Annotated in this window: 16 protein-coding genes; 3 read left to right on the top strand and 13 right to left on the bottom strand. The window is 63.9% G+C overall.

Features of this window, described 5'->3' with window-relative positions:
• Window positions 1-249 precede the first annotated feature (249 nt).
• Together ACFVWG_RS25605 and ACFVWG_RS25600 are read right to left on the bottom strand one after the other, a co-directional pair.
• Entirely contained in the window at window positions 250-1,086 is an 837-nt protein-coding gene (locus ACFVWG_RS25605) for a hypothetical protein (RefSeq protein WP_391545931.1), read from the bottom strand.
• The gene (locus ACFVWG_RS25600; protein ID WP_391545930.1) at window positions 1,076-1,300 is read right to left on the bottom strand and encodes a hypothetical protein; all 225 of its coding nucleotides are present in this window, start codon (window positions 1,298-1,300) and stop codon (window positions 1,076-1,078) included. The genes ACFVWG_RS25605 and ACFVWG_RS25600 overlap by 11 nt, the downstream gene beginning before the upstream one ends.
• Here ACFVWG_RS25600 and ACFVWG_RS25595 point away from each other — a divergent pair.
• Window positions 1,293-1,574 (top strand): hypothetical protein, encoded by a 282-nt coding sequence (locus ACFVWG_RS25595; protein WP_391545929.1) that lies wholly within the window; start codon window positions 1,293-1,295, stop codon window positions 1,572-1,574. The two genes, ACFVWG_RS25600 and ACFVWG_RS25595, sit on opposite strands and share 8 nt — an antisense overlap.
• On the opposite strand, the gene ACFVWG_RS25590 is transcribed toward ACFVWG_RS25595, so the two are convergent.
• From ACFVWG_RS25590 to ACFVWG_RS25570, 5 genes are all read right to left on the bottom strand, one after another.
• Window positions 1,571-1,957 carry an ankyrin repeat domain-containing protein gene (locus ACFVWG_RS25590; RefSeq protein ID WP_391545928.1) on the bottom strand — a complete coding sequence of 129 codons (387 nt, stop codon included), beginning with the start codon at window positions 1,955-1,957 and terminating at the stop codon, window positions 1,571-1,573. The genes ACFVWG_RS25595 and ACFVWG_RS25590 overlap by 4 nt on opposite strands.
• The gene (locus ACFVWG_RS25585) at window positions 1,958-2,404 is read right to left on the bottom strand and encodes a hypothetical protein (RefSeq protein WP_391545927.1); all 447 of its coding nucleotides are present in this window, start codon (window positions 2,402-2,404) and stop codon (window positions 1,958-1,960) included.
• A gap of 252 nt (window positions 2,405-2,656) precedes the next feature.
• Window positions 2,657-3,115: a hypothetical protein gene (locus tag ACFVWG_RS25580; protein WP_391545926.1), complete on the bottom strand. Its 459-nt coding sequence runs from the start codon at window positions 3,113-3,115 to the stop codon at window positions 2,657-2,659.
• A gap of 359 nt (window positions 3,116-3,474) precedes the next feature.
• Entirely contained in the window at window positions 3,475-4,026 is a 552-nt protein-coding gene (locus ACFVWG_RS25575) for a DUF4241 domain-containing protein (RefSeq protein WP_391545925.1), read from the bottom strand.
• Between the two features lie 380 nt (window positions 4,027-4,406).
• A complete protein-coding gene (locus ACFVWG_RS25570) occupies window positions 4,407-4,625 on the bottom strand; it encodes a hypothetical protein (RefSeq protein WP_391545924.1) in 219 nt (72 codons plus the stop codon).
• A 51-nt stretch (window positions 4,626-4,676) separates the two neighbouring features.
• Here ACFVWG_RS25570 and ACFVWG_RS25565 point away from each other — a divergent pair, with 51 nt between their 5' ends.
• A complete protein-coding gene (locus ACFVWG_RS25565) occupies window positions 4,677-5,030 on the top strand; it encodes a hypothetical protein (RefSeq protein ID WP_391545923.1) in 354 nt (117 codons plus the stop codon).
• Between the two features lie 187 nt (window positions 5,031-5,217).
• Here ACFVWG_RS25565 and ACFVWG_RS25560 read toward each other — a convergent pair whose 3' ends face one another.
• The 5 genes from ACFVWG_RS25560 to ACFVWG_RS25540 all read right to left on the bottom strand — a co-directional run bounded on the left by ACFVWG_RS25560 (window position 5,218) and on the right by ACFVWG_RS25540 (window position 16,915).
• Entirely contained in the window at window positions 5,218-6,168 is a 951-nt protein-coding gene (locus ACFVWG_RS25560; protein WP_391545922.1) for a hypothetical protein, read from the bottom strand.
• Between the two features lie 137 nt (window positions 6,169-6,305).
• Window positions 6,306-6,896: a suppressor of fused domain protein gene (locus ACFVWG_RS25555; RefSeq protein WP_391545921.1), complete on the bottom strand. Its 591-nt coding sequence runs from the start codon at window positions 6,894-6,896 to the stop codon at window positions 6,306-6,308.
• A gap of 411 nt (window positions 6,897-7,307) precedes the next feature.
• Entirely contained in the window at window positions 7,308-7,826 is a 519-nt protein-coding gene (locus tag ACFVWG_RS25550; RefSeq protein ID WP_391545920.1) for a hypothetical protein, read from the bottom strand.
• 105 nt (window positions 7,827-7,931) lie between these two features.
• A complete protein-coding gene (locus ACFVWG_RS25545) occupies window positions 7,932-8,315 on the bottom strand; it encodes a hypothetical protein (RefSeq protein WP_391545919.1) in 384 nt (127 codons plus the stop codon).
• Window positions 8,312-16,915 (bottom strand): DNRLRE domain-containing protein, encoded by an 8,604-nt coding sequence (locus ACFVWG_RS25540; RefSeq protein ID WP_391545918.1) that lies wholly within the window; start codon window positions 16,913-16,915, stop codon window positions 8,312-8,314. The genes ACFVWG_RS25545 and ACFVWG_RS25540 overlap by 4 nt, the downstream gene beginning before the upstream one ends.
• 838 nt (window positions 16,916-17,753) lie before the next feature.
• Here ACFVWG_RS25540 and ACFVWG_RS25535 point away from each other — a divergent pair.
• The gene (locus ACFVWG_RS25535; RefSeq protein ID WP_391545917.1) at window positions 17,754-19,838 is read left to right on the top strand and encodes a bifunctional polysaccharide deacetylase/glycosyltransferase family 2 protein; all 2,085 of its coding nucleotides are present in this window, start codon (window positions 17,754-17,756) and stop codon (window positions 19,836-19,838) included.
• Window positions 19,839-20,447: 609 nt separating this feature from the next.
• Here the strand turns inward: ACFVWG_RS25535 and ACFVWG_RS25530 are convergent.
• Window positions 20,448-20,765 (bottom strand): DUF4241 domain-containing protein, encoded by a 318-nt coding sequence (locus tag ACFVWG_RS25530; RefSeq protein ID WP_391545916.1) that lies wholly within the window; start codon window positions 20,763-20,765, stop codon window positions 20,448-20,450.
• Window positions 20,766-20,820 lie beyond the last annotated feature (55 nt).

Below are 20,820 nucleotides of genomic sequence, written 5' to 3'. Positions count from 1 at the left end.
CGGCCTCAGCATCCTGGGCAGCGAGGCGTGTGGCAAACGCTCCGGGAACGAGCGCGACAGTCGAACCAGCCGGACCCCGGGTCTCTTCGGGGCCGGCGTCGCCGATGAGAACCGCTCGAAACGAGCGGTCCGGGTCAGCTCGATGCGCTCGAGAGCCTGCCAACAATCGAGGCGGCCAGGGATCGACGGTCCCAGATTCCGGGCCTCTGGCACCCGCTATACAAACGTCGCTCGTCACGTAGGCGAGTCTCACGAGGCTCTCGGGTCGATCACCTTGACATTCGCTGCGGACAGCGAATCCAGAGTGCGTTGGTCGGCCGTTCGTAGCCGGCAATGAATAAGTCGTACCTCTCGAAGCCGAGGGAGCGAACGTAATACGCCGACGTCTACCAACTCGTCCGCGTTCGAGATCCAGATCTTTTCCAGCTTGCCACCAGCGAGATCCGAGAACAGGATTCGCCGGTGCGGCGGTCCGGGGGGTGCCGACATCAGTTTGACAGTCCGCAGTTCAGCCAGGTTCCGCAAGGGCGCCGAATCCTCGACGGAGTAGTTGATCGACGTGAACTCGGTCAGCGAAACGCAACCGTCGATGCCGGCCAGCGTCCCCTCCTGCCGCCGGCCCTCAAGGTGCACCGACGACAGATGCTCGGCTCCACGCAGCAACTCAAGGTCCGACCCGCGCCATGCACCGAGCCGCAAACGCTCGAGTATCGGCCACTTGTCGCGTACCGCGATCCCAGGCCTGTCGGTCAAGCACAACGCCCGAAGCTGTTCTTGAATCACCTGCGGAACTTTGCCGCGAGACCCCGTAGCGAGAGTCAACGCCTCCAGGGTGCCAATCCGGAACGCGCCCAGATCGTCCTTCACCTTGGCCAGGACATCGAGATAGCGCAGCCCCGGCAGATCCTGCAGAAACCCCAGATCCCGAAGCTTCTCCCCTGCTCCGGCCGTCAGGCTCAACCCGTCAAAGCCCTCTCGCCGATACTTCTCGACAGCGCCTTCCGACCATTGGCCATCGAAGGCGCCATCCCACTGCAAGATCTTGTACTCGCCGCTTTTCATCGCCCCACCAAACTCATGATCCACCAGGAGAATTGATCCGATTGGCCAAGTTGCCGATCCCGCCTTCGTACTTTATCCACTGACTTTCCATCTCGAAGAGATCAGCCGACGTCGCGCCCGGCATCTCCATCCAGTCGAGGCTTTGAACGTCCTTACTCCCATATCCGGCATCGAAAAGCGCCCCGCCCTTCCTGAATGCGGCATGGAACCGGTTGTGGATGTCGCTGGCCTTGCCCACGTTGGGAGCCGGGGCGGAGGCCTACTACGCGGACGAGGCGGCCGTCGGCAGCAAGCAGTTGGTCGCCCGGGTCCAGCTCATCGGCGCGCTGGTATTCGTGCTCCGTGGCGTTCCAGAACGGGTGGTCTTCGGTGGTGGTGAGGACATCGCCGCATCCACTCCGCCGCCAAACCAGCAGGCGGACCACGCCCGTCCAGTCGTCGAGCCTGTTGAGAACACCCACATGAACCTCCGTCAGGCCGTGGTCCGAGATGCTTTCGCCGACTATCACTAGGCCACGCAAGTCCTCCGAGGCACCTTCCGCAGCGGCGGCGCTACGTCCGTTCGCTCCACGAAAGCTTCGATCAGCGAGACCGCGAGCCAGTGCCCTCCAATCTGGGCCATGTGAAGAGCCGAACCTGAGCCACCGGCGAGGGGCGACGCAAGCGGATCCGCACCCCGCGCGAGCAAATATGCCGTGACATCCACATGCAGCGGCTCACCCGTTTGAGTGTGCCCATCAAGCTCGACGTTGATCGCGTGCTGAAGGAGCGTCAGCCCGCCGTCGACCTCGCCGACGTCGACGCCGCTATCAAGCAATTCGCGTAACAGCGGCAAGTCTTCGTTTTCGACAGCAGCAAACCAGCGAGCCCATCCAATGGTTGCCAGATCATGCACCTACCTCAGCAGCAGGGAGCTGATGGCCTCGGCCAGTCCTGTTCTGTTCGTGACGTCAACCTCGATCGCTTCCTCATCAGGAAGCCAACTCGACCCCTTGGCGGCCTTGGTGGCCCCTCGCACACTTACGGTCGGCCCATCGTCACACCGCAGGGTGCACATGGCCGTGCCGGCGACGAACTGTTTCCGCGACTTGAAGCCGGCGGCCCGGATCAGCTCACCGTCCTGTGCCTTCCTGGTGTCGATAGCTTCGGTTAGGACGCCACTCCGATCGAGTGCCGCCGTGGCTGCGTCACCCAGTTCCTGAAGACCAGCATCAACGCCCACCAGTACCTCGTAGGGTCCGCGGACGACCCACATCCCGGCCGGAATCCGCATAAAGGGGTGAACGAGCGGTCCCCGCTTTTGTACACCGCCGCCATCTGTGACTGCATTCAGATACTCCAAAGGTTGACGGTTACACCCTTTTGACATGCCATAGCCCATAACCTCCTGGATGCTATCGCTTGAGCCAGCAAGGACCTTGGTCCAGGCCTCAGACGTCGGCGTCCACGCGCCGCAGTCAGATAACCCGAGCCCTACGTCAAACTGACCGCCTGGGACGACTTCAGCGGCGGGACCTGGTTCGATTCCGCAGCCACAGACGCAGAGCTGCGATTGAGCGGTACGTCCCACTTCTGCTTGGCAGTTGCCCTCGAATCAGGCCTTGGCAGTTGCACCATCGATCCAACTGACGAAGGCGTCGGTCTCGCCCTGGCCTGCAATGATCCGGTGACCATACATCCCAACGAGCAGGTCGGGATCAACATTGTACTTGGGGTTCGCGACACCTTTGAAGCCCATGATCACGTGCCGCTGGTACGCAAGATCACGCTTCCCTTTGTCGAACATTACCCATTTCAGATGGGGATTCTGCTCGATCATCACGTCCCCCAGGAATAGCCCGATGTCGTTTACCACGGCGTACCAGATCGGTCGAAGTCGACTCACCGCCGGATCGCCCTCGACCTCGCTACGGAACCAATCATTGAGCGCCTGAAGGCCCGCAGAACTCGAGGACAACTCCACACCGTTGTTCTCCAGCAGTCGCCGCAACTCGTCGATGCGTTCCGACTTGGCCGCCATCAGTCGCTGAAACGCAGCCTGCGCCTCGCGCATCGGCAACTCCTTCAGCGGTCCCCAGACCAGGGTCGAAAGGCTTGTAGCCATCCCAGTTCACGCTCACCGAACCACCATCCACGGACTGGAGTTGCGAAGTCGATGTCGCAACCTGAATCGAGACGACCGACCAGCCGCCGAGCATGACCTCCAATACCTCGGCTTGCGCAGTTGCCTTTGAATCAAGCCTTGGCAGCTGCACCATCGACCCAACGGACGAAGGCGCCGGTCTCAGCGCCCTGGCCTGCGATGATCCGATGATCGAGGTCGCTGCCACGACCCCTTGACAGGCCAAGTCCGCCTCGTCGCCAGTACCTGGATCCGCTGCCGCCTTGACCTCGGCGGGGACAAAAACGCCGTTACAAGGGACCGAGACTGTGCGACAGCAGTTCGAGATCTAACACGATCTCCGCGATGCGGCCATCCTTGGTGAGTCCAAGACTGAGATCGTACACGCCGTCTCCCATCCCACATTCAAACATCACAACACTCGCAGTCAAATTTGGATCTTCGAATCGCGCGTAAAGATCTCGACGCATGCAATCAAGAGCATGTGCCCAATGGTTGTCATTCCTCTGCAAGCCACCCAGCCATTGCCGAGCAGAGAAGTCGAAAAACGAGGCAGTGCCGCTGTCCACCGGCACACCCAGCGGAACGGGGTGATCGTCATTTTTCGACATGCGAGCCGGGCGCCAGATGTCCACCGCATCCGGCAAGATCTGGACCTTGGCCGCGCAAATCCGCCTCATTGGCGACGCGATGGCGGGATTCGGTGAGTGCTGCCATGTGGCGACCGACAGGACGACCGAGTAGGAGCCTGGGGAAACTGACGCGGCGACCACTGGACCGTTGTCCACCGCTGGCCGGACGGCTCCCTCACCATCCAAAACCCCACCGGCGAAAACAGTCACCTCCTCCGCACCTACGTCCAAGAATCCGTCGGACTCGCCTACGCCACCACAGCCCATCGATCCCAAGGCGCGCCACCGTCGACACAGCACACCTCGTCGTCACCGACCAGCTCACCCTTCCGCAGCGGCGGCACTATGTCCGTCGCTCCGCGAAGGCCTCGACCAGCGAGACCGCAAGCCAGTGCCCTCCGAGCTGGGCCATGTGAAGAGACCGAACCTGCGCCACCCGCGAGCGGATGCGCACCTCGCGCGAGCAAATACGCCGTGACATCGACATGCAGCGCCTGACTCGTTTGCGTGTACCCGTCGACTTCAACGTCGACCGCAGCATGAGCAGGCGTCATCTAGGTCTCCTATCAGCTCCGACGAACCCGCCATAGTTACAGCGCGACAGGTCGATAGGCCAACGTTCTGTCCACGATCTCCTCAGCACTGGGCTCACGCTCGAACTCACCACGCCACTGGTAGATCAGATCCACAGCCCGCGGGTGCGGCACAGCCGCCGAAAACGCCGCGACATCCCGATCCAACTCCGCATAAGTACCGTAGACGCCAGCAACCAGTCTGCGGACCAGTTCGATCAACTGCCCTCGGTCCACGATTCGATCCACTCCCATCCCCGCCAGCAACGCAGGTAAGGTACAAAAAAAATGTCTCTACGATTCGCCGATATCCTACAAGGTCTCATGGATAACCGCGGCCTATCGTCCCGGGCCGTTAGTCGCGCTTCAGGCCGTGCTGAGTCGACCATCCTGCAACTGACCCACGGAGCAATTCTGCCCTCACCCGAATTAGTACGAGACATCGCACCGGTACTGCAGATTCCCCAGGCCGACCTGCTCGTCATCGCCGGTATTGCAGCACCGCCACCCACCGCCTCCGCCCCCTACCGCAATCCAGCTGAGATCGGCGAACTGGTCTCAATCACCACCTCCCTCTCGGATGAACAGCTTCGGGAATTGATTGACTTAGCCCACCACCTGAAATCAGAGGACCGCAACTAATACATCTCGAAGCTGAAGCCCTTTTCGGCACGCACTCGCGGCGTAGCCGTACGTCGACGTGGCTCGACCTATGGAGATACAACCCAAGCAAGGCGCGCGCCGACGCCATACCGGAGAAGTACTGTATTCACTTGCCGCGGGTGAACCTCCCGGGCCCCGTCACCCTCGACCAAGCCACCAGACACCTCTACCTGCGGGGAGCCTCGTAGATCAGCTTGAACCGATCGAATTCGTCCGGCCACGGAGCCTCCTCGGGCAGCACCGGACCCAGCCCTTCGAACACCCGCCTGACAGCATCGCCCTCGTACTCGGCCAACCGCGAGGTTGCCTGCAAGACCGCGCCACCTGACGGCAAGGCCGTGATGTCGTGAAACGCCCCGCCGCTGCGCAGAGTTTCGATACCGCCCAGCCGTTCCAGCACACCCGACGATGTCACCGTCACCCAGGAATATCCACGCACTTCCGAGTCGGCCAACGGCAATGTCTGCTCCGGGAAGCGAGCACTCATCGCCTCCAGCGGAGTCCTCGTTCCGCCCGCGGCGAACGAGTCATCCGCAAGATAGCCGAACACCGGCGGCCACCTCTCGGCCTCAGCCCGCAAGAACGCTGACCAGACCTCGGCCGTCTCGTCCGGAATCGGCGGCGTACGAAGGTCACCGACGACATAGCGCGCCGACAAGTTCAACCACTGCTGCGCAGTCCGCAGCCGATACGCCGAGAGGGTGAGGCTGGGCTTACCTGCGTGCCCAAAACCGTTCAGCGTCGAAAACTTCGCTGACATCTCGAAGGACGGACCCGAACTCAGCGACAGAAACCGCGCCCAGTTCTTCGGCGTCCACGGTCGCAGCGAGGTACCGACTTTCCGGTTCCTCTGCTCGAGGATCAGCAGCGAGCACCACCGCGAACCAACGGGACCGAACGGACCGCCCGCGCGATCCCGCAGGCCCGCCGAAGGCAGCCCACCAGGCGGGAACTCGCGAACAAACTCACCCGCAAACGCCTCCGTCGCCGCAACAAACCACGACTCGACCCGCTGACCGACCTCTGGGCTGTCCGGCGGCATGCAGTAGTTGAGCTCCAGCTCCAACCCCCGCGCCGCACTCAACCGAATCTCTTCGATGCGATCCGCCATAGTCACGAAAAACTCCCACCTGTCAGCAGATTCACCGGATTCAATAGGGCCACCCCAAAGAGGAGTCCAACGCCGATCGCTCCGCCTACCGCTTTGGGAATCCACGTCAAACCTGTAGTCGTCACGTACCGGCGGAGCCGGGACTACAGCTTCATCCCCGAGCGATGGAAGTCGACGAGATCGGGGTCCTGCTCGGCGAGCCGGTCCTCGAATACGTCCCACCCTCGGCTCGCGATGAAGTCCGCCTCACCCGTGGTGATTGGCACCAACCATGCCACGACGACGTCGCCATCGGCGCCAGCGAACGTGGCAAACTCGTCAGGAAAATAGACCGGCATCGTCACATACAACGCCGTCAAGGCCGACGTGGGCACGATCGCATCTGCCGGACCGAGCACGCTGCCTCGCAACAGCACACGCTGTCGCGCGAGAGCCATCGACCCTACTTGGAGAAGCAACGCCACTCGGTCTGGCGCCACCGACTCGGCCGGCGCCAACATCAGGAGCTCTTGGCGGATCGTGCGCCCCGATGTCGGCGACAACAGCGGATAGCGACTCAGGCCAAGCGTCGCGTATCCCACCGAATCAGCGTCAGACCCACCGGAGAACCGGACGATCTGAAAGGGCATCTCCGCTCCATCCGGGTCACGCGCCCAACCTGCCTGAATCGGGCCGAGAACACGCTCGAAGTGTTCAACCAGACTCGTCATGTCATTTGCCGAATCTCGCGTCATCGTTTCCTGCCAAGCGGTTGCAGATCGGACACTCCAAGGACACCCGTTGGTTGTAATTGTCCAACACCGCCCGGCCGGCCTCCCAGGCAAACTGGAGGTCACCCACGATGCCGAGCACAGCGAGTGAGCGACCGCAGAATTGGCCACCACCGCCGCGGCGTAGACCAGCTCGGGGTCTCTCGGATTTGCCGACGGCTCGAACTGGGCGCCACGTCGCGCCAAGCACATTCGACCCAACCAGTGATAGTCAAGTTGACCGCGGTGGTAAGGATCCGTCCCGGCAAGGTAAGCAAGATCCGCATGTCGGCTCGGCCGTTGGTGACTATCGATTAATCGACGCCATCATCTGACAGCCTCCGACGGCAGGAGTCGAGTTGACATCCCATGCCAGCTTGTACAGCTGCCTTTGACTCAGGCGGCACCGCCCCAGGTGACGAAAGCATCGGTCTCAATGCCCTGGCCTGCGATGATCCGATGGCCATACATCCCCACGAGCAGGTCAGGATCGACATTGTACTTAGGGTTCGCGACCTCAGTGAAGCCCATGATCACGTGCCGCTGGTACGCAAGATCACGCTTTCCCTTGTCAAACATGACCCATTTCAGATGGGGGTTCCTCTCGATCAGCGCATCCCCCAGGAACAACCCAATGTCGTTTACCACGGCGTACCAGATCGGTCGAAGTCGACTCACAGCCGGGTCGCCCTCGACCTCGCTACGGAACCAATCATTGAGCGCCTGAAGGCCGGGAGCGCTCGATGACAACTCCACACCGTTGTTCGCCAGCAATCGCCGCAACTCGTCGATGCGTTCCGACTTGGCCGCCATCAGTCGCTCAAACGCGGCACGCGCCTCACGCCTCGTCAACTCGTTCAGCGGCCCCGATACACCCGGGTCGAACGGCTTGTAGCCGTCCCAGTTCACGCTCACCGAACCACCATCCACGCAATGGAGCTGCCAAGCAACTCCGCAGCTAAAACGGCAGCGGCCGAGCCGCCCAGTCGCGGGGCTGGTCAGAGTCTTCTGCACTCAAGGTCACGGACCGAGCAATATTGTGACCGTGTCCGGCATCTCCTCCGGGCTCACGAATATACGCATTGGAAGGGACCCGGCGCGCCCCACGTCCACAGTATGCAAATCACTGGCCAAAGGACTACCTATCTCCAGAGTCGCTGAGGTCAAAGACAGCTCGCCAGTGAATACCTCAGTCCCTAATACGCCTATATCGCTACCCCGCGCAACACGCATCATGACGGTGCCATCGGCATCTGACCGCGTGGCGACAGCGACCGCTTGCTCCGATGCGACGACCGCCTCCTCGCCCGTACCCCAATCGGGTACATCGACTGTTGCGACATCCTGAACCAGAACCTGGCCGTATAGCGGCGTGATCTCGGCTTCAATCAAGATTTCATTCATTTTGGCAATCCTGTCACTACGACCCTGAACATGTCACCGTCCCCGATACCATACTTCGCGTAGAAGCCAGCCATCACGCCACCCTGGATTCTCTGCTCTTGCAGCGGAACACCTGACACCCAAGCTCCTGCGCCGCCCTGAGCCGTCGAGGCAAAGGGATACTCGTCAGGACTTCCAACGCCACAGAAGCCCTTGCACGCAGCACTCCGATTAGCCTTGATCATTGCCTTGTCGGTGATCCGGCTCAGAACTCCCGGATGCCCGGCATCCAGCGCGTTCTGCACATTTCGGGCGATGCTAGGCATACGTCCGCCATCGATGACTAGTACCGGTAGTTTCGCGATTTCGTCAGCGCGCTTAAGAACGACCATGGCACGGGCGAATGATCCGAGCTTCCCGAAGGGAAAGAGCGTCAATGCGGTCATGCCACAAGCCCTGGGATCTTGCTCGTAGCCACACTCTTCGGCGTCCTTGACGCCTGTCACATCGGCGGCAAACTCGATGGCTTCATCCACGCCTGCCCTGTCGGCTTCTTCGGCTCCGAGCTTGAACCCGACGATCGCTGGGTTGATTCCGAGTTGCGCCATTCGGATGGCCTGCTGCTGTGGACTCGCTCCTTCTGGCAGACCCATCGATTCATTGATCTCTTGACCAACATTGTTCGGGACTGGGGTGGTGCTGCCGCCGGTCGTGGTTGGTGATGTGATCGTCGGGGTCTCGTGGGGTTCGAACCGATCGCCAGCTTCATCGATGGCGTAGTGGCCGTCTAGCTCGATGCCGCTGACGGGGTTGCCGCCGGCGAAGGCGTAGCGGTTGGCGTTCCAGGGGTCCGTGCCGAGGGCGACGTCTTTCAGCGCGCCGGCGTACATGTCGCGGGTGAGGAAGCGGTTCAGGCCCGGGTTGTACTCGCGGAAGCCCATGCCGTAGGTGCCGGTAGCGCCGTTGAAGCGTTTGCCGTTGAAGCGGTAGGGGTTGACGGTGTCGGCGTCTTGGGCGGGGTCGCCCGTGATGGCGTCGTCGCCAGTGGTGCCTACTTTGTCGGGTTGGCCGTAGGCGGTGTAGCGGTACGTGGAGGTCGTTTGGCCTGTGGTGGCGTCGGTGAGGGTTTCGGTGTCGCCGTGGGGGTTCAGGCCGTAGTAGGACTTCTTGGTGGTCGTGGTGTTGACGGGGGTGTCTACCAGGGAGAGATTTTCGCCGTTGGCGCCGTAGGCGTAGGACTTGGAGACCTTCCAAGTGCCGGCGGTGTCCTTCTCCTCTTCGCTGGCGACTTGAGCGGCCAGGCCTACGAAGGTGTAACGGGTGCTGACCGAGTTGGCGGTGCCGACCTTTTCGTTCTGGGTGGTGACGCGGTCGAAGGGGTCGTAGACCTGGTTGCGGGTGAAGGTCGGAGTGCCGGCGGTGTCGAACTTCTGCTGGCGGGTGAGGCGGTCATAGCCGTCGTACCCGTTTTCTTCGATGACCTGGGAGCCGCTGTAGGACATGGTGGAGCGACCGAACGGGTCGTAGCGCTGGCTGACCGTGGTCGCGCCGGACACGGTAGACGTCAGGCGGTTGCGGTCGTAGGTCATCGTCGACGTCGTGGCGCCGATGGTTTGTTTGGTGACGTTGCCGGCGGCGTCGTACTCGTAGGCCTCGTTGTCGCCCTTTTCGACGCCGGTCTTGGTGACGGAGGCGAGTTGGCGGGCTGGGGTGTAGGCGTAGGCCGAGGCTTGGTCGAGGTAGTTGGCTGTCTTGGCCTGGAGGACCTTCTCGACGTCTTGGGATCGGTCGCCGTCGGCGTTGTAGCGCAGGGAATGCGAGGAGACGAGCTGGCCGGCGGCGGTCTTCTCGGTGTTAATCCGCTGCAGGCCGTCCTCGTGGTACGTCAACGTGGTGAGGTTGTTGTTCGGCTTCTTCAGGGTCGAGCGCCAGCCGCGCGGGTCGTAGGTGTACTGCCAGGTGTCCAGCTGGGACGAGGGCGTCGCGCCGGCCTTGACTGTGTCGACGAGGTTGCGAACATCCCACGTGTACGCCGTGTAGCGCGACACCCCGACGGTGTTGGTGTCGGCACCACGCTGGGCGTAGGTCGATAGGACGTTGGAGTTCAGGTCGTAGGTGTAGTCGGTCTTCGCCTTCTCCTGACCGGACTTGAGCTCCTGGACCTGCGTCGTACGAGCCAGCCCGTCGCTAGACACCTTGAAGGTGTCGGTCAGTGCGTTCGGGTTGGTGTCCTTGACCTCGGTCTGCTGCCCATTGGCGTCGTAGGCGTAGGTGAACGAGCGTGACGCCACCGGGTCGGTCGCGACCAGCTTGATCGCGTCGGCGCTCACCACACCTGACGTCGACGGCTTCAGTACGACGGTCTTCGCAACGCCGTCCGGGAAGCTGTAGTTGCCGAGGTTGATCCATGGCGTCGCCGCGGTACAGGCCTTCTGGTCGACAGTCTTGGTCGCGGCACCTGTGGAGTGGTTGATCGTGTACGTCGCCGCGGTCGTGGCATCGGTCCGAACCGGGCACGAGGCGAAGACATCGAAGGAGCCCGCGACATCAGGCAGCACCCGCCAGCTGAAGCTGTCGTTGGCTTCCGGCGTACCGGCCGCGGCCGCTGCGTGGGTCTGGTAGTTCGAGCCGACGGTGTTGGTGCCGCCCGAGACGATGGGCCAGGTGCCGGTGGACGTCCGCTGCCACGTGTCGGTGTTGTTCAGCACGTCCACCGGCTGCTGAGCCGCGGTGTCGGAGCGAGAGCTCGCGGCACCGTCTGGGTAGTAGCCCCAGGACTGAGTCCGCTTCGCGGTGTCGCCCGGCACGGTCAGTGTGCGGTCGGTTTGCTGGCCCAGCGGGTTGTAGCCGTACGTCGTGCTGATCTGCCACGGATCCGTCGAGGTCTTGATCTCGCCCGAGTCGTAGTAGGTGAGATTCGTCCACTGTGTGCCCGAGGTGGCGAAGGTCGGTTCGGACTGTGCCTTGATCTCGCCGGTCGGGTAGTACTGGAAGAACGTGCTCGACGGCGTCTTATAGAGGGTCGACGCTGCATCGAACGCGCTCTTCTTCTGGACCGGCCGGTTGTTCTTGTCGTAGACGGTCTCGGAATACCGCCCACTCGGCCGGGTCTCCCGGGTGACGTTGCCGGCCTCGTCATAGGTCAGCGTGGTAACCCGGTCTTCCTGATGCGCACCGATCGGCGTGTGCGGGGTGTGCACCTCGATCGGCTGGCCGGCCGCGTCGTACACCGTCCGTGTGGTGTGCCCGGTCTGGTTGATCTGGGCCGTGACGAGACCATCTGCGTCGTACACCTTCTTGCTGGTGTAGCCGGCGGCATCGGTGACCGCGGTCGGCTGGTGGTTCAGGTCGTACGTCGTCTTGGCCGTGTAATCGGTCGCCGGTGAGGCGTTCTTGGCCGGGTCGATCACCGTGATCTGGTTACCGACCTCGTCGTAGTCGTACGTCGTCGTCGGAGTCTTCGACGATCCGTCGGTGTCGACGAACGGGGTCTCGACCTTCAGCACCTGACCGATCCGGTCATAGGTGTACTTCGTCACGAAGTCGTTCGGATCCGCGGTTGACGCAACGCCCTTCGGCGCGGTCTGGGTGACCATCCTTCCCAGCACGTCGTAGGTGTAGACGATCTGGCGACCGGTGGTGTTGTTGTCGGGCAGCGTCTTGGTCAGAACGTTGTCAGCGGCATCAAAAGTGGAGGAGGTCGCAGCCCCGTTCGGCGCCGTCTGCTTCACCACGTTGTCGTTGAGGTCGTACTCCGTCGCGTTCGTCCGAGTCTCGGTCCCGTTGTACGGCGTCGTGATCGCGGTCGGCCGCCCGAACGCGTCGTACTGCGCGATCGTCTTCCGCGTCAGCGCATCGATCACCTGCAGCACGTTGCCACGGTCGTCGTACTGGAAATCCGTCTTCGCCGATTCGGGATCGGTGATCGACTTCGGGTAGCCGCTGGCGTCGTACGGGACCAGGCTGTACTGCGTCGCGTTGCCACGAGCGTCGGCAGCTGTCGCCAGAGTTCCGTTGGTGTTGTAGGTATAGGTCGGCCCGAAGCCGAGCCCGTTCTTGACCGTCTTGACGTTGCCGTTGGCATCGTAAGTGAAGGTCGACGCCCGACCGCCCGCGCTCGTCTTCGACATCAGCACCGTTGGACGCGCACCGGTGGTCAGAGTCGAGTACTGCAACACGATGCCGGGCTGGCCGTTCTTGACCGCTAGCGCATCGCGGACCTTGAGCGGATAGCCGGTGCGCGGGTCGTACTCCCAGGTCGACACCGCGCCGTTGGGCTCCTGCAGCCGGATGACGTTGTGGTCGCTGTCCCACGCCAGCAAGGTCGCCTTGTTCCCACCCGTGGCGTTCTGGTTCGCATCCAGGATGCTCGTCGTCCGCCCGTACCCGTCCATCCGGTACGTCGTCACGCTCGGCGTACTGCCGTTCACATCCGTCACCGTCGCCACGATGTCGCGAGCCGCGGAACCGTCCGGATCGGCGTACGTGAAGGTGGTGTCGTTGCCGCGGCGATCGGTGTAGCTCTTCGGCCACAGCGCGTACGCCGAGTTCTCGGTCGAGGTGTAGTACTGCACCCGCGTCTCGGCGTTCCGTGGATCGCGCACCGAGTTGAGCCGGGTGTTGCCGTTGTTCGAGGTGTCGGTGTAGCCAAACAGGAAGCTCTTGACAGGGCCACCGAAGGTCTTGGTCACGGGGTCGAACGCGCCGCCGTCCTCGAGCTTGGTCAGCTGGTGCGAGCTGTTGTAGTTGAACTTCAGCGCCCGTCCCGACAGATCTCTGATGTAGACCAGTCCAGGGGTGTCGTAGCCGAGGGTGAGGACGCTCCGCGCGGACGCGTCGGTGACCGAGGTCAACCGGTTGTTCGCGCCGTAGTTGAAGGTCATCGTGTTGCCGTTGCGGTCGACAACCGAGGTCTGCCGGCCGGTGTCCTGGTCGAAGTAGAACCGGGTGCCATCCGGTCGGCTGAACACCCACTGATGCGCAGTGTCCGCGGTCAGATCACGCGTGAGGTCGAGGCCTACCCCGGCTGGCCGCGTGTAGGTCAGCAACGTTGACGTCTGGGTGGCCAGCTTGTAGGTGTGCGTCGTCCCGTCACCGTCGACGAACGTCATCAAGTTGCTCGTACTGCCACCGTTCGGCACCGACAACCTGCTACCGAGCCGCGTCAGCGTCGACGGCTGTACCGAGAAGCCGAACCCGGCACCCGGGTCGGTGCCGTCCTGCGCGTTGTACGCGAGCCGGACAAAGGCCGACGGACCGATCGACGGGTTCGACATCGCGTCGTACGACCACACCGCGTTCCCGCTGAACAGGTTCGTCAGTAGCTGCGACCCGCCACCGGTCTCCTCACCGGTGTACGACAAGAACTTCTCCAGACCCAACTGATTGGACGTCGGATCCTCGACGTACCGGTCCACACACAAGAACCCGGTCGTGACGACCGCGCAACCTTGGCTGGGCCGAACGGTGTTGGTCGACGGCGGCGTGGTCTTGGAGAACCAGTCGGTCCCGGTCCACAGATCCAGATACAAGTCGTAAGCCAGCCGCTTCGTCCCGGTATCGGAGTTGATCGGCGTCCGGATCGGCAACCGCAGCGCCACCGCCTCACCCGGAGCGAGCGCCTTGCCCAGAGCAACGAAATTGCGATCACCAGAAACCGTGATGTCGGTCGGGCTGCCCGGCTCGGTCCACCGGTACGACAACTGCAGACCGGCAGGCCAGACCGCATTGGTCGTGTTGGTCACCGTGACCGGAGTCGTGATCGTCGTGCCCGGAACGAACCGCTCCGGCATCTCGCCGGCCTCGTACGTCTGAGCGTCAGTCTTCGCCAGCGACTCGACCCACAAGCGAGGCCGGAACAAGCTGTCCGGCGACTCACTGTTCGTGATGCTGAACAGTTGCTGGCTCGCGGTCTCGTCGCGCGTCTTCAGCAGCAGACCGTGGTTGTCGCCCGCGTTATTCACCCACGACTGCACCTTCGAGATCAGCCCGGCCGACGCGAACGTCAACCGCTGCGGATTGTTGTCCGCCGTCAAACTGCTCAGCGCGGTGGTGTCGTAGTCGCCGCCCGGAGCGGTCCAGTTGATGGTCGAGGTGGCCTGGTTCCACGTCGTCTGGCTCTCCACGAAGTCGCGCGTCAACCCGTGCAGATCCAGAGTCGCCGTACCGGTCCCCGAGCCGTAGTTGGAGAACAACTCCACCCGCGCGTCGGTGACCCGGGTGCCCTGCTTGATCGCAGCTGTGTCGAACTCGAACACCGAGCGCTCATCGCCGTACGTCGGATGGTTGTTGCCGACCTGCATCCAGTACCGCGTGTTCGTGCTCGCCCCATCCGGCCGGGCAAGCACCGTGGTCGGCTGAGCTGCACTCAGTGTGCTGTCGGAGATATCACCGGAGAACGACCGCAGGATCCGGCCCTCGCGCGGCGTCGTCACCGTCTGCACGTTCGACGCAGCACGCCCGTTCTTGCCGTTCTCGGTGTCAGCGATCGTGCGGGCGACAACCCAGTAGTTGTACGTCGCCGACGGGTCCGCATCGGGATCCGTCCACGCCAACACATCCGGCGCTACCGTCCCGACCAGCTGGTGGTTCGGGTTGTCCCGATCGAAAACGTCTCCCACCGGGTCCGTGCACGCCCCACCCGGCAGGACGCGGCAGCCGCGGAAGATCTGGTACTCGACCAAGTCGTCGTCGTCACTCGTGGCTGGGTCGACGTACTTGCTCCACGTCAACTCCGGACCGGACGCATTGACGGTCGTCGGCGGGTTCAGCATGACACCGGGCTCGTCATACGTGACGACGAGATTCGGCCGGGCCGCGGTCTCACCGCCGTACGTCGCCTCGCTCGCGCTGTAGTACAGGCCGCCGGTCACGCTGGTCGCGGCCTCATCGACGCGCTTCACCATCACGCCATAGTTCGGAGCAGAGTTGTTCACCCACTGCTGCACCAGCGAACCAAGCGCGAACGAATGCCACCCATCACGATCGCCAGGATTCTTCGTCTGTGTCCCGTACTCCGTCCACGACACCGCATCCGCGATCGGCGTCGAGGCCGTCGTACCAGCCTGGCGCTGCATCTTCACCCGCGCCGTCCGGCCCGGCTCGGTGTGCACGGTGCCCAACGAGTACCACGCACCCGAGGGCGAACCGACCGTCTGGTCCCACGTCGCGTTGAGCGTCGGGTCGGGATAGCCGGTGATCGCGACCGTCGGCTTACCCCGGTACGACGCCTGGAAATAGTGCCCCTGCACGAGATAGTCACCAGCACTCGGCACCCGTGCATCCCACGTGAACGTGTCCGGAGTCGTACCACTCGGCGCATACGCGAACGACCCGTTGACCGCCGCCGCATTGCTCTGGTCCTTCCACAGACCCTCGTACGACGTCGCGGCCGTGTCCTGGTCGTCGACGATGATCTTGTTCACCGGGTACGTGCCGTCGAACGACGTGTTCATCCCCGACCACGTCGCCGTCGACTCCGACCAGTCCTTCGTCGCCTTCAACGCCACGAACTGCACCGACGTGTTGTCCGCACCGAACGACGACCCGTAATGCATGTTCAGATCCGCCGACCGGATCGCGGTGTTCGCCGGGATCGCCGACGTGTCGAACTTCAGCAGACCACGCCACGTGTTGTGGCTCGCGTCATCACCGACCAGCACCGTCGGATTGCTCCCGTACGACGTGGTCGGCGCCGCTTCGGAGATGGACGTGTCCTGCGCCGCGGCCGGATCGGGAACGACGACGATCGTCGGATCGATCGCGATCGGGAACACGCGATCCGCGGCCTTGAGCCAGGACTGGTCCGGCCGCAGCGTCAGCAGTGTCTTGCCGCCCTGCTCCGTGATCTTCTGGGTGACCTTGTCCGAGCGACCCGAGCCGGCATCCGACATGACCGGCGCCGGGATCACATACTTCAACGCCTCACCCTTGAAGAAGCCGATCGACCCGTCGGCCTGCGCCTTCGCGGTGAGCCCGTTGGTCTGCAGCTCGAACGCGTACGCACCTGCAACGTCGGAGGCGCTCGTCAGTACGACGTCCTCCTTCACCCCGGTGCTCGTGACGCGGTACCGCACATCCGCCGTACCGAACACATCCGCGAAAGTGACCGCCGAATCCTTCGCAGTCGGCACCAGCTTGCGCTTGTCCCCCGTGGCGCCCAGCCGGATCGACGTACCGTCTGCCTCGAAGCTGAGCAAACGATCGCTCGACTTGCCGAACCGAGCGTGGAACGCGTTCTTCGCATTCTCGAAACCGTCCGCGCCAGGCACGACCTTGGTGTCGATCTCCTGCCACTTGCCGCGTGAATCCTTGTAATGCACAGGATCCGTGGACAGCACGACCTGCGTGGTGCCGTCCGACATCTCGTAGCTCTTCGAACGCGCAGTCCTTCTGCTGTCGAACTCGCGAACGCGCTCCGGCTTGCCGCTCGGCGACACCTTGCCGAGACGGGCAGCTGCCGGTGGAGCGAGCGGCCCGAGCGCAGCCTTCCACGCCTGCGGTACGGCGGCCCTCGGTGCGGCGGGCTGCGGTGGGTGCGCCAACGCGGCGGCGGGCACTGTCACCGAGAGCGGAACAGACAGGACGAGGGCAGACGTCAGCAACCGGCGGGCGGGGTGCATGGGAACTCCAAGATTGGTTGGAATCCGGTGCACCCCCGTGAACCGGTGAAAGCAGCAGGAGCATTCCAGACGCCCTTTGTCATGGCAAGGCTTCTCGGGCAGGTTGCCACTTGTTGCAATTGGCCCCACGAGGCCGACAGACTTGATTGAAACGCTTGCTTCGGCCGTCCGGGAAATGCCCGGATTTACGGACTGTTCAGTACTCCGGGCACGATGAAATCACCGTGCGTGAGATTCGGACAGCAGGTACCGAAGGCGAGTAGGATCTCGCGATTGTGAAGCCGCTCTCCGCCCGGAGTCCGGTGTTCGTGGACTCGTCCGGGTATCGTCATCGCAGGATTCGCCGTCTGGGGGCGGTAGTCGCGGTGCCATTTGTGGGGTACCTGGTGCTGCTGGTCAGCAGTCTGCTCGGTGGGCCACGCGTGGATACGCCGCTGATTCCGTTGCCGGAAGCCGGTCGACAGCATCCTGCGCCGCGGGTGACGCCGAGCGCGGGACCGGTGACGAAGACAGCGAAGCCTTCAGAGGCAGAGACATCCGATCCAGCCACAGTGCGGCCGGTGGTCGCGACGACAGGTGTGCCAGTAGTAACGCCGACGCCGGCTGAGCGCCCGACGACGCCCACTTCGAGCGCGCCGACCGGAACGCCTTCGGCGCCCGCCACCAGCTCGCCGACGACTACCCCGGGATCGCCGACGATTACCCCGGGGCCGCCGACCACGACCCCGCGGCACGGGAAGCCGACCGCGCCTCCCGGACGGACGAAGTCCCCGTCCAAGCCGTGACGCGCGCCCGCCGGGCCCGGGCCCGTGACATACCCCTGCGGACTCACTGGGTCGTGCTCACGATCCTGCTCGTCACACTGTCGGGCTCACTGTTGCTGCACGGATACACCCATCATCTGTTCGGCACTGAACCCGATGGTGCGGTCGTCGCCGTGGGCCCGCACGACGCCGTACCGGTGGCTGTTTCGGCCGGCGGGCCGCTGATCGACGCCACGGCCGCCTCGCCACGCTCGGCGCGGCCGAAGGCCAGGACGATCGCACTCACCTTCGACGACGGGCCGGACCCGGTCTGGACACCGAGGATCCTTGACCTGCTCCGGGCTCAGCAGGTGAAGGCGACGTTCTTCGTGATCGGCACCGAAGTCGCCGCCCACCCGGAACTGGCGCGCCGCATCGTCGCCGAAGGTCACCAGATCGGCCTGCACACCTTCACACACACGAACCTGGGCACCGCGCCGGGCTGGCGGCGGTCCCTCGAACTGCGCCAGAGTCAGCTCATCCTGGCCGGCGCCACCGGAGTCAGTACGCCGCTCCTTCGGCCGCCGTACTCGTCCGAACCCGATGCCCTCACCAACGCCGACTGGTCCGCGATCAAGCAGGCCCGCGAGTCCGGCTACCTGACCGTGCTGACCACCCAGGACAGCGAGGACTGGCGACAGCCGGGCACGGCCCGGGTGGTCGCGAACTCGACGCCGAAGGGCGCCGCCGGGCAGGTGCTGCTGATGCACGACTCAGGCGGGGATCGCGCCCAGACCCTCGATGCCTTGAAGCGGCTCGTGCCGGCGCTCAAGGCACGGCACTTCCGGTTCGCGACGGTGTCGGACACCGTCGGCATTCCGGAGCCGGTCCATCAGGCGAGCGCCCTCGAGCGTGGGCGCGGCGTCGCTGTCATCGGCGCGATGCGGCTCAGCGACGGTGCGCTCGGCGTCATCACCTGGCTCCTCTACGCCGCCGGTGCGCTCAGTGTGCTGCGGGCCGTCACCACGGTGATCGCGGCCAGGAGGCACGCGCGGGACCGCTACTCGTCGTGGGGTGATCCCGTCACGGAGCCGGTCTCGGTGATCGTCCCGGCGTACAACGAATCAGCCGGCATCGAGGCCGCGGTCAGATCGCTGGTCGCGTCCGATTACCCGGTCGAGGTGATCGTGGTCGACGACGGCTCCAGTGACGGGACCGCCGAACTGGTCGAGTCCCTGAATCTGCCCGGCGTCCGCGTGATCCGGCAGCCGAACGCGGGCAAGCCGGCCGCACTGAACACCGGGCTCCGCGCCACGTCATACGACCTGGTCGTCATGGTGGACGGCGACACCGTGTTCGAGACCGATGCCGTCCGCATGCTGGTGCAGCCGTTCGCCGACCCTGCGGTCGGAGCGGTGTCCGGGAACGCGAAGGTCGGCAACCGCCAAGGCCTGCTGGGCCGCTGGCAGCACATCGAGTACGTCGTCGGCTTCAATCTGGACCGCAGACTGTTCGACCTGGCCGAGTGCATGCCCACCGTGCCCGGTGCCGTCGGCGGTTTCCGTCGGAGTGCGCTCGAGCGGATCGGAGGCCTCAGCGACGTCACGCTCGCGGAGGACACCGACCTGACGATGGCGTTGTGCAGAGACGGCTGGCGAGTCGTCTACGAGGAACGCGCCCGGGCGTGGACCGAGGCACCGGCCAGCCTGGGAGCGCTCTGGCGGCAGCGCTACCGCTGGTGCTACGGGACGCTGCAGGCAATGTGGAAGCATCGCGGCGCCTGGGTACAACGGGGTCAGGCCGGCAAGCTCGGGCGACGCGGGCTGACCTATCTGCTGCTCTTCCAGGTCCTGCTGCCCCTTCTCGCGCCAGTGGTGGACGTGTTCGCGCTCTACGGGCTGCTCTTCCTGAATCCGTGGCGGGTGGGCCTCGTCTGGTCCGCTTTCGTGGCCCTGCAGTTCGGGATGGGGCTCTACGCGTTCCGGCTGGACGGAGAGAAGGCCGGTCCGCTGTGGAGCCTTCCGCTGCAGCAGTTCGTCTACCGCCAACTGATGTATCTGGTCGTGATCCAGTCGGTCTTCACGGCGCTGGCCGGATCCCGGCTGCGCTGGCAGCGGATGGAGCGCTACGGCAGTCTCGGGGTCCCGCCGGCTGTCTCTACGACCGAAGGACTCCCGTGAATTTCGGCTCTCCTGCTCGATGTGTGGGTGACCCGGCGTTGCCGGGGCTGCGGCCGCTCCGGCGCCTGAGATGGATCCGCCGGTTGCGTACACACCGACTGTTACTACGCCTACCAGCAGCCCTTTTCGGCGCCTCCGTCACCCTGCAGCACGCCCGCTCGTCCGCCTACTAACAGTCGGTCTGTACAGCCCGATCACCGAAGCGCCCTATTTCCGCGGACCCCAAGCCCGTCACCCAAGCAACTGCGAACCCGCCGGCGTCGTTCCCGGACCGCGACCACAACCCGCCAGCCCCAAGCAACGGTGAACCCGCGAGGCTTCCTTTTCCGACCGCAACCAAAGCCCGTCAGCCCCAAGCAACGGAGAACGCGGTCACCGGCCGAAGTACACATTGCCTAGGGCTGACGGGCTGTGGCTGAGGTACGTGATGCCCGGAGCTTGCGCTATCGGTGAGTTTTCGGGTCCAGACGACGAAAAACTCCGCACCCGGCAACCGCACGCACTCCCACCCCCACGAACCCACGATCGCCGGACCGCCACCCCCAACCCCGTAAGCCACCTTGAGCACCCCTCAACCACGCGACACCCGCCGAAGCGGTTGAGCCGTGCTCAACGTCCGGTGGCGGGATCACCTTTGTGCACCCCTCGACCACCTGAGGCCGGTCGAAGTGGTTGAGCCGTGCTCAAGGTCGGGGGGCGGGGGCACTCAATGAGGGGAGAACCAGCGACTTGAGCGGAGATCCCCTCATTTTCTCGGATTCCCCCAGCTGAACCGCCCTCGCTGTCGCCTGCAAGCACCAGGAAATCGACAACGAGCGAGGCGATCGTCCCATTCTCAACCACGCCCCAATAGCAGGGGTATGCGCCGTCACCGTAGCCACTCACCACCATGACTGCATCGTTCATGTCGCCGGTGAGACTGAACACCGCGCCAGCAGCGTTCGAGAGCAGCTCGGACTGCTCCTAATACGACTCCCCGACC

Origin of the sequence: Kribbella sp. NPDC058245, from assembly GCF_042882005.1 — a bacterium.
Classification (GTDB): domain Bacteria; phylum Actinomycetota; class Actinomycetes; order Propionibacteriales; family Kribbellaceae; genus Kribbella.
This window is presented reverse-complemented; position numbering and strand designations above follow the sequence as displayed.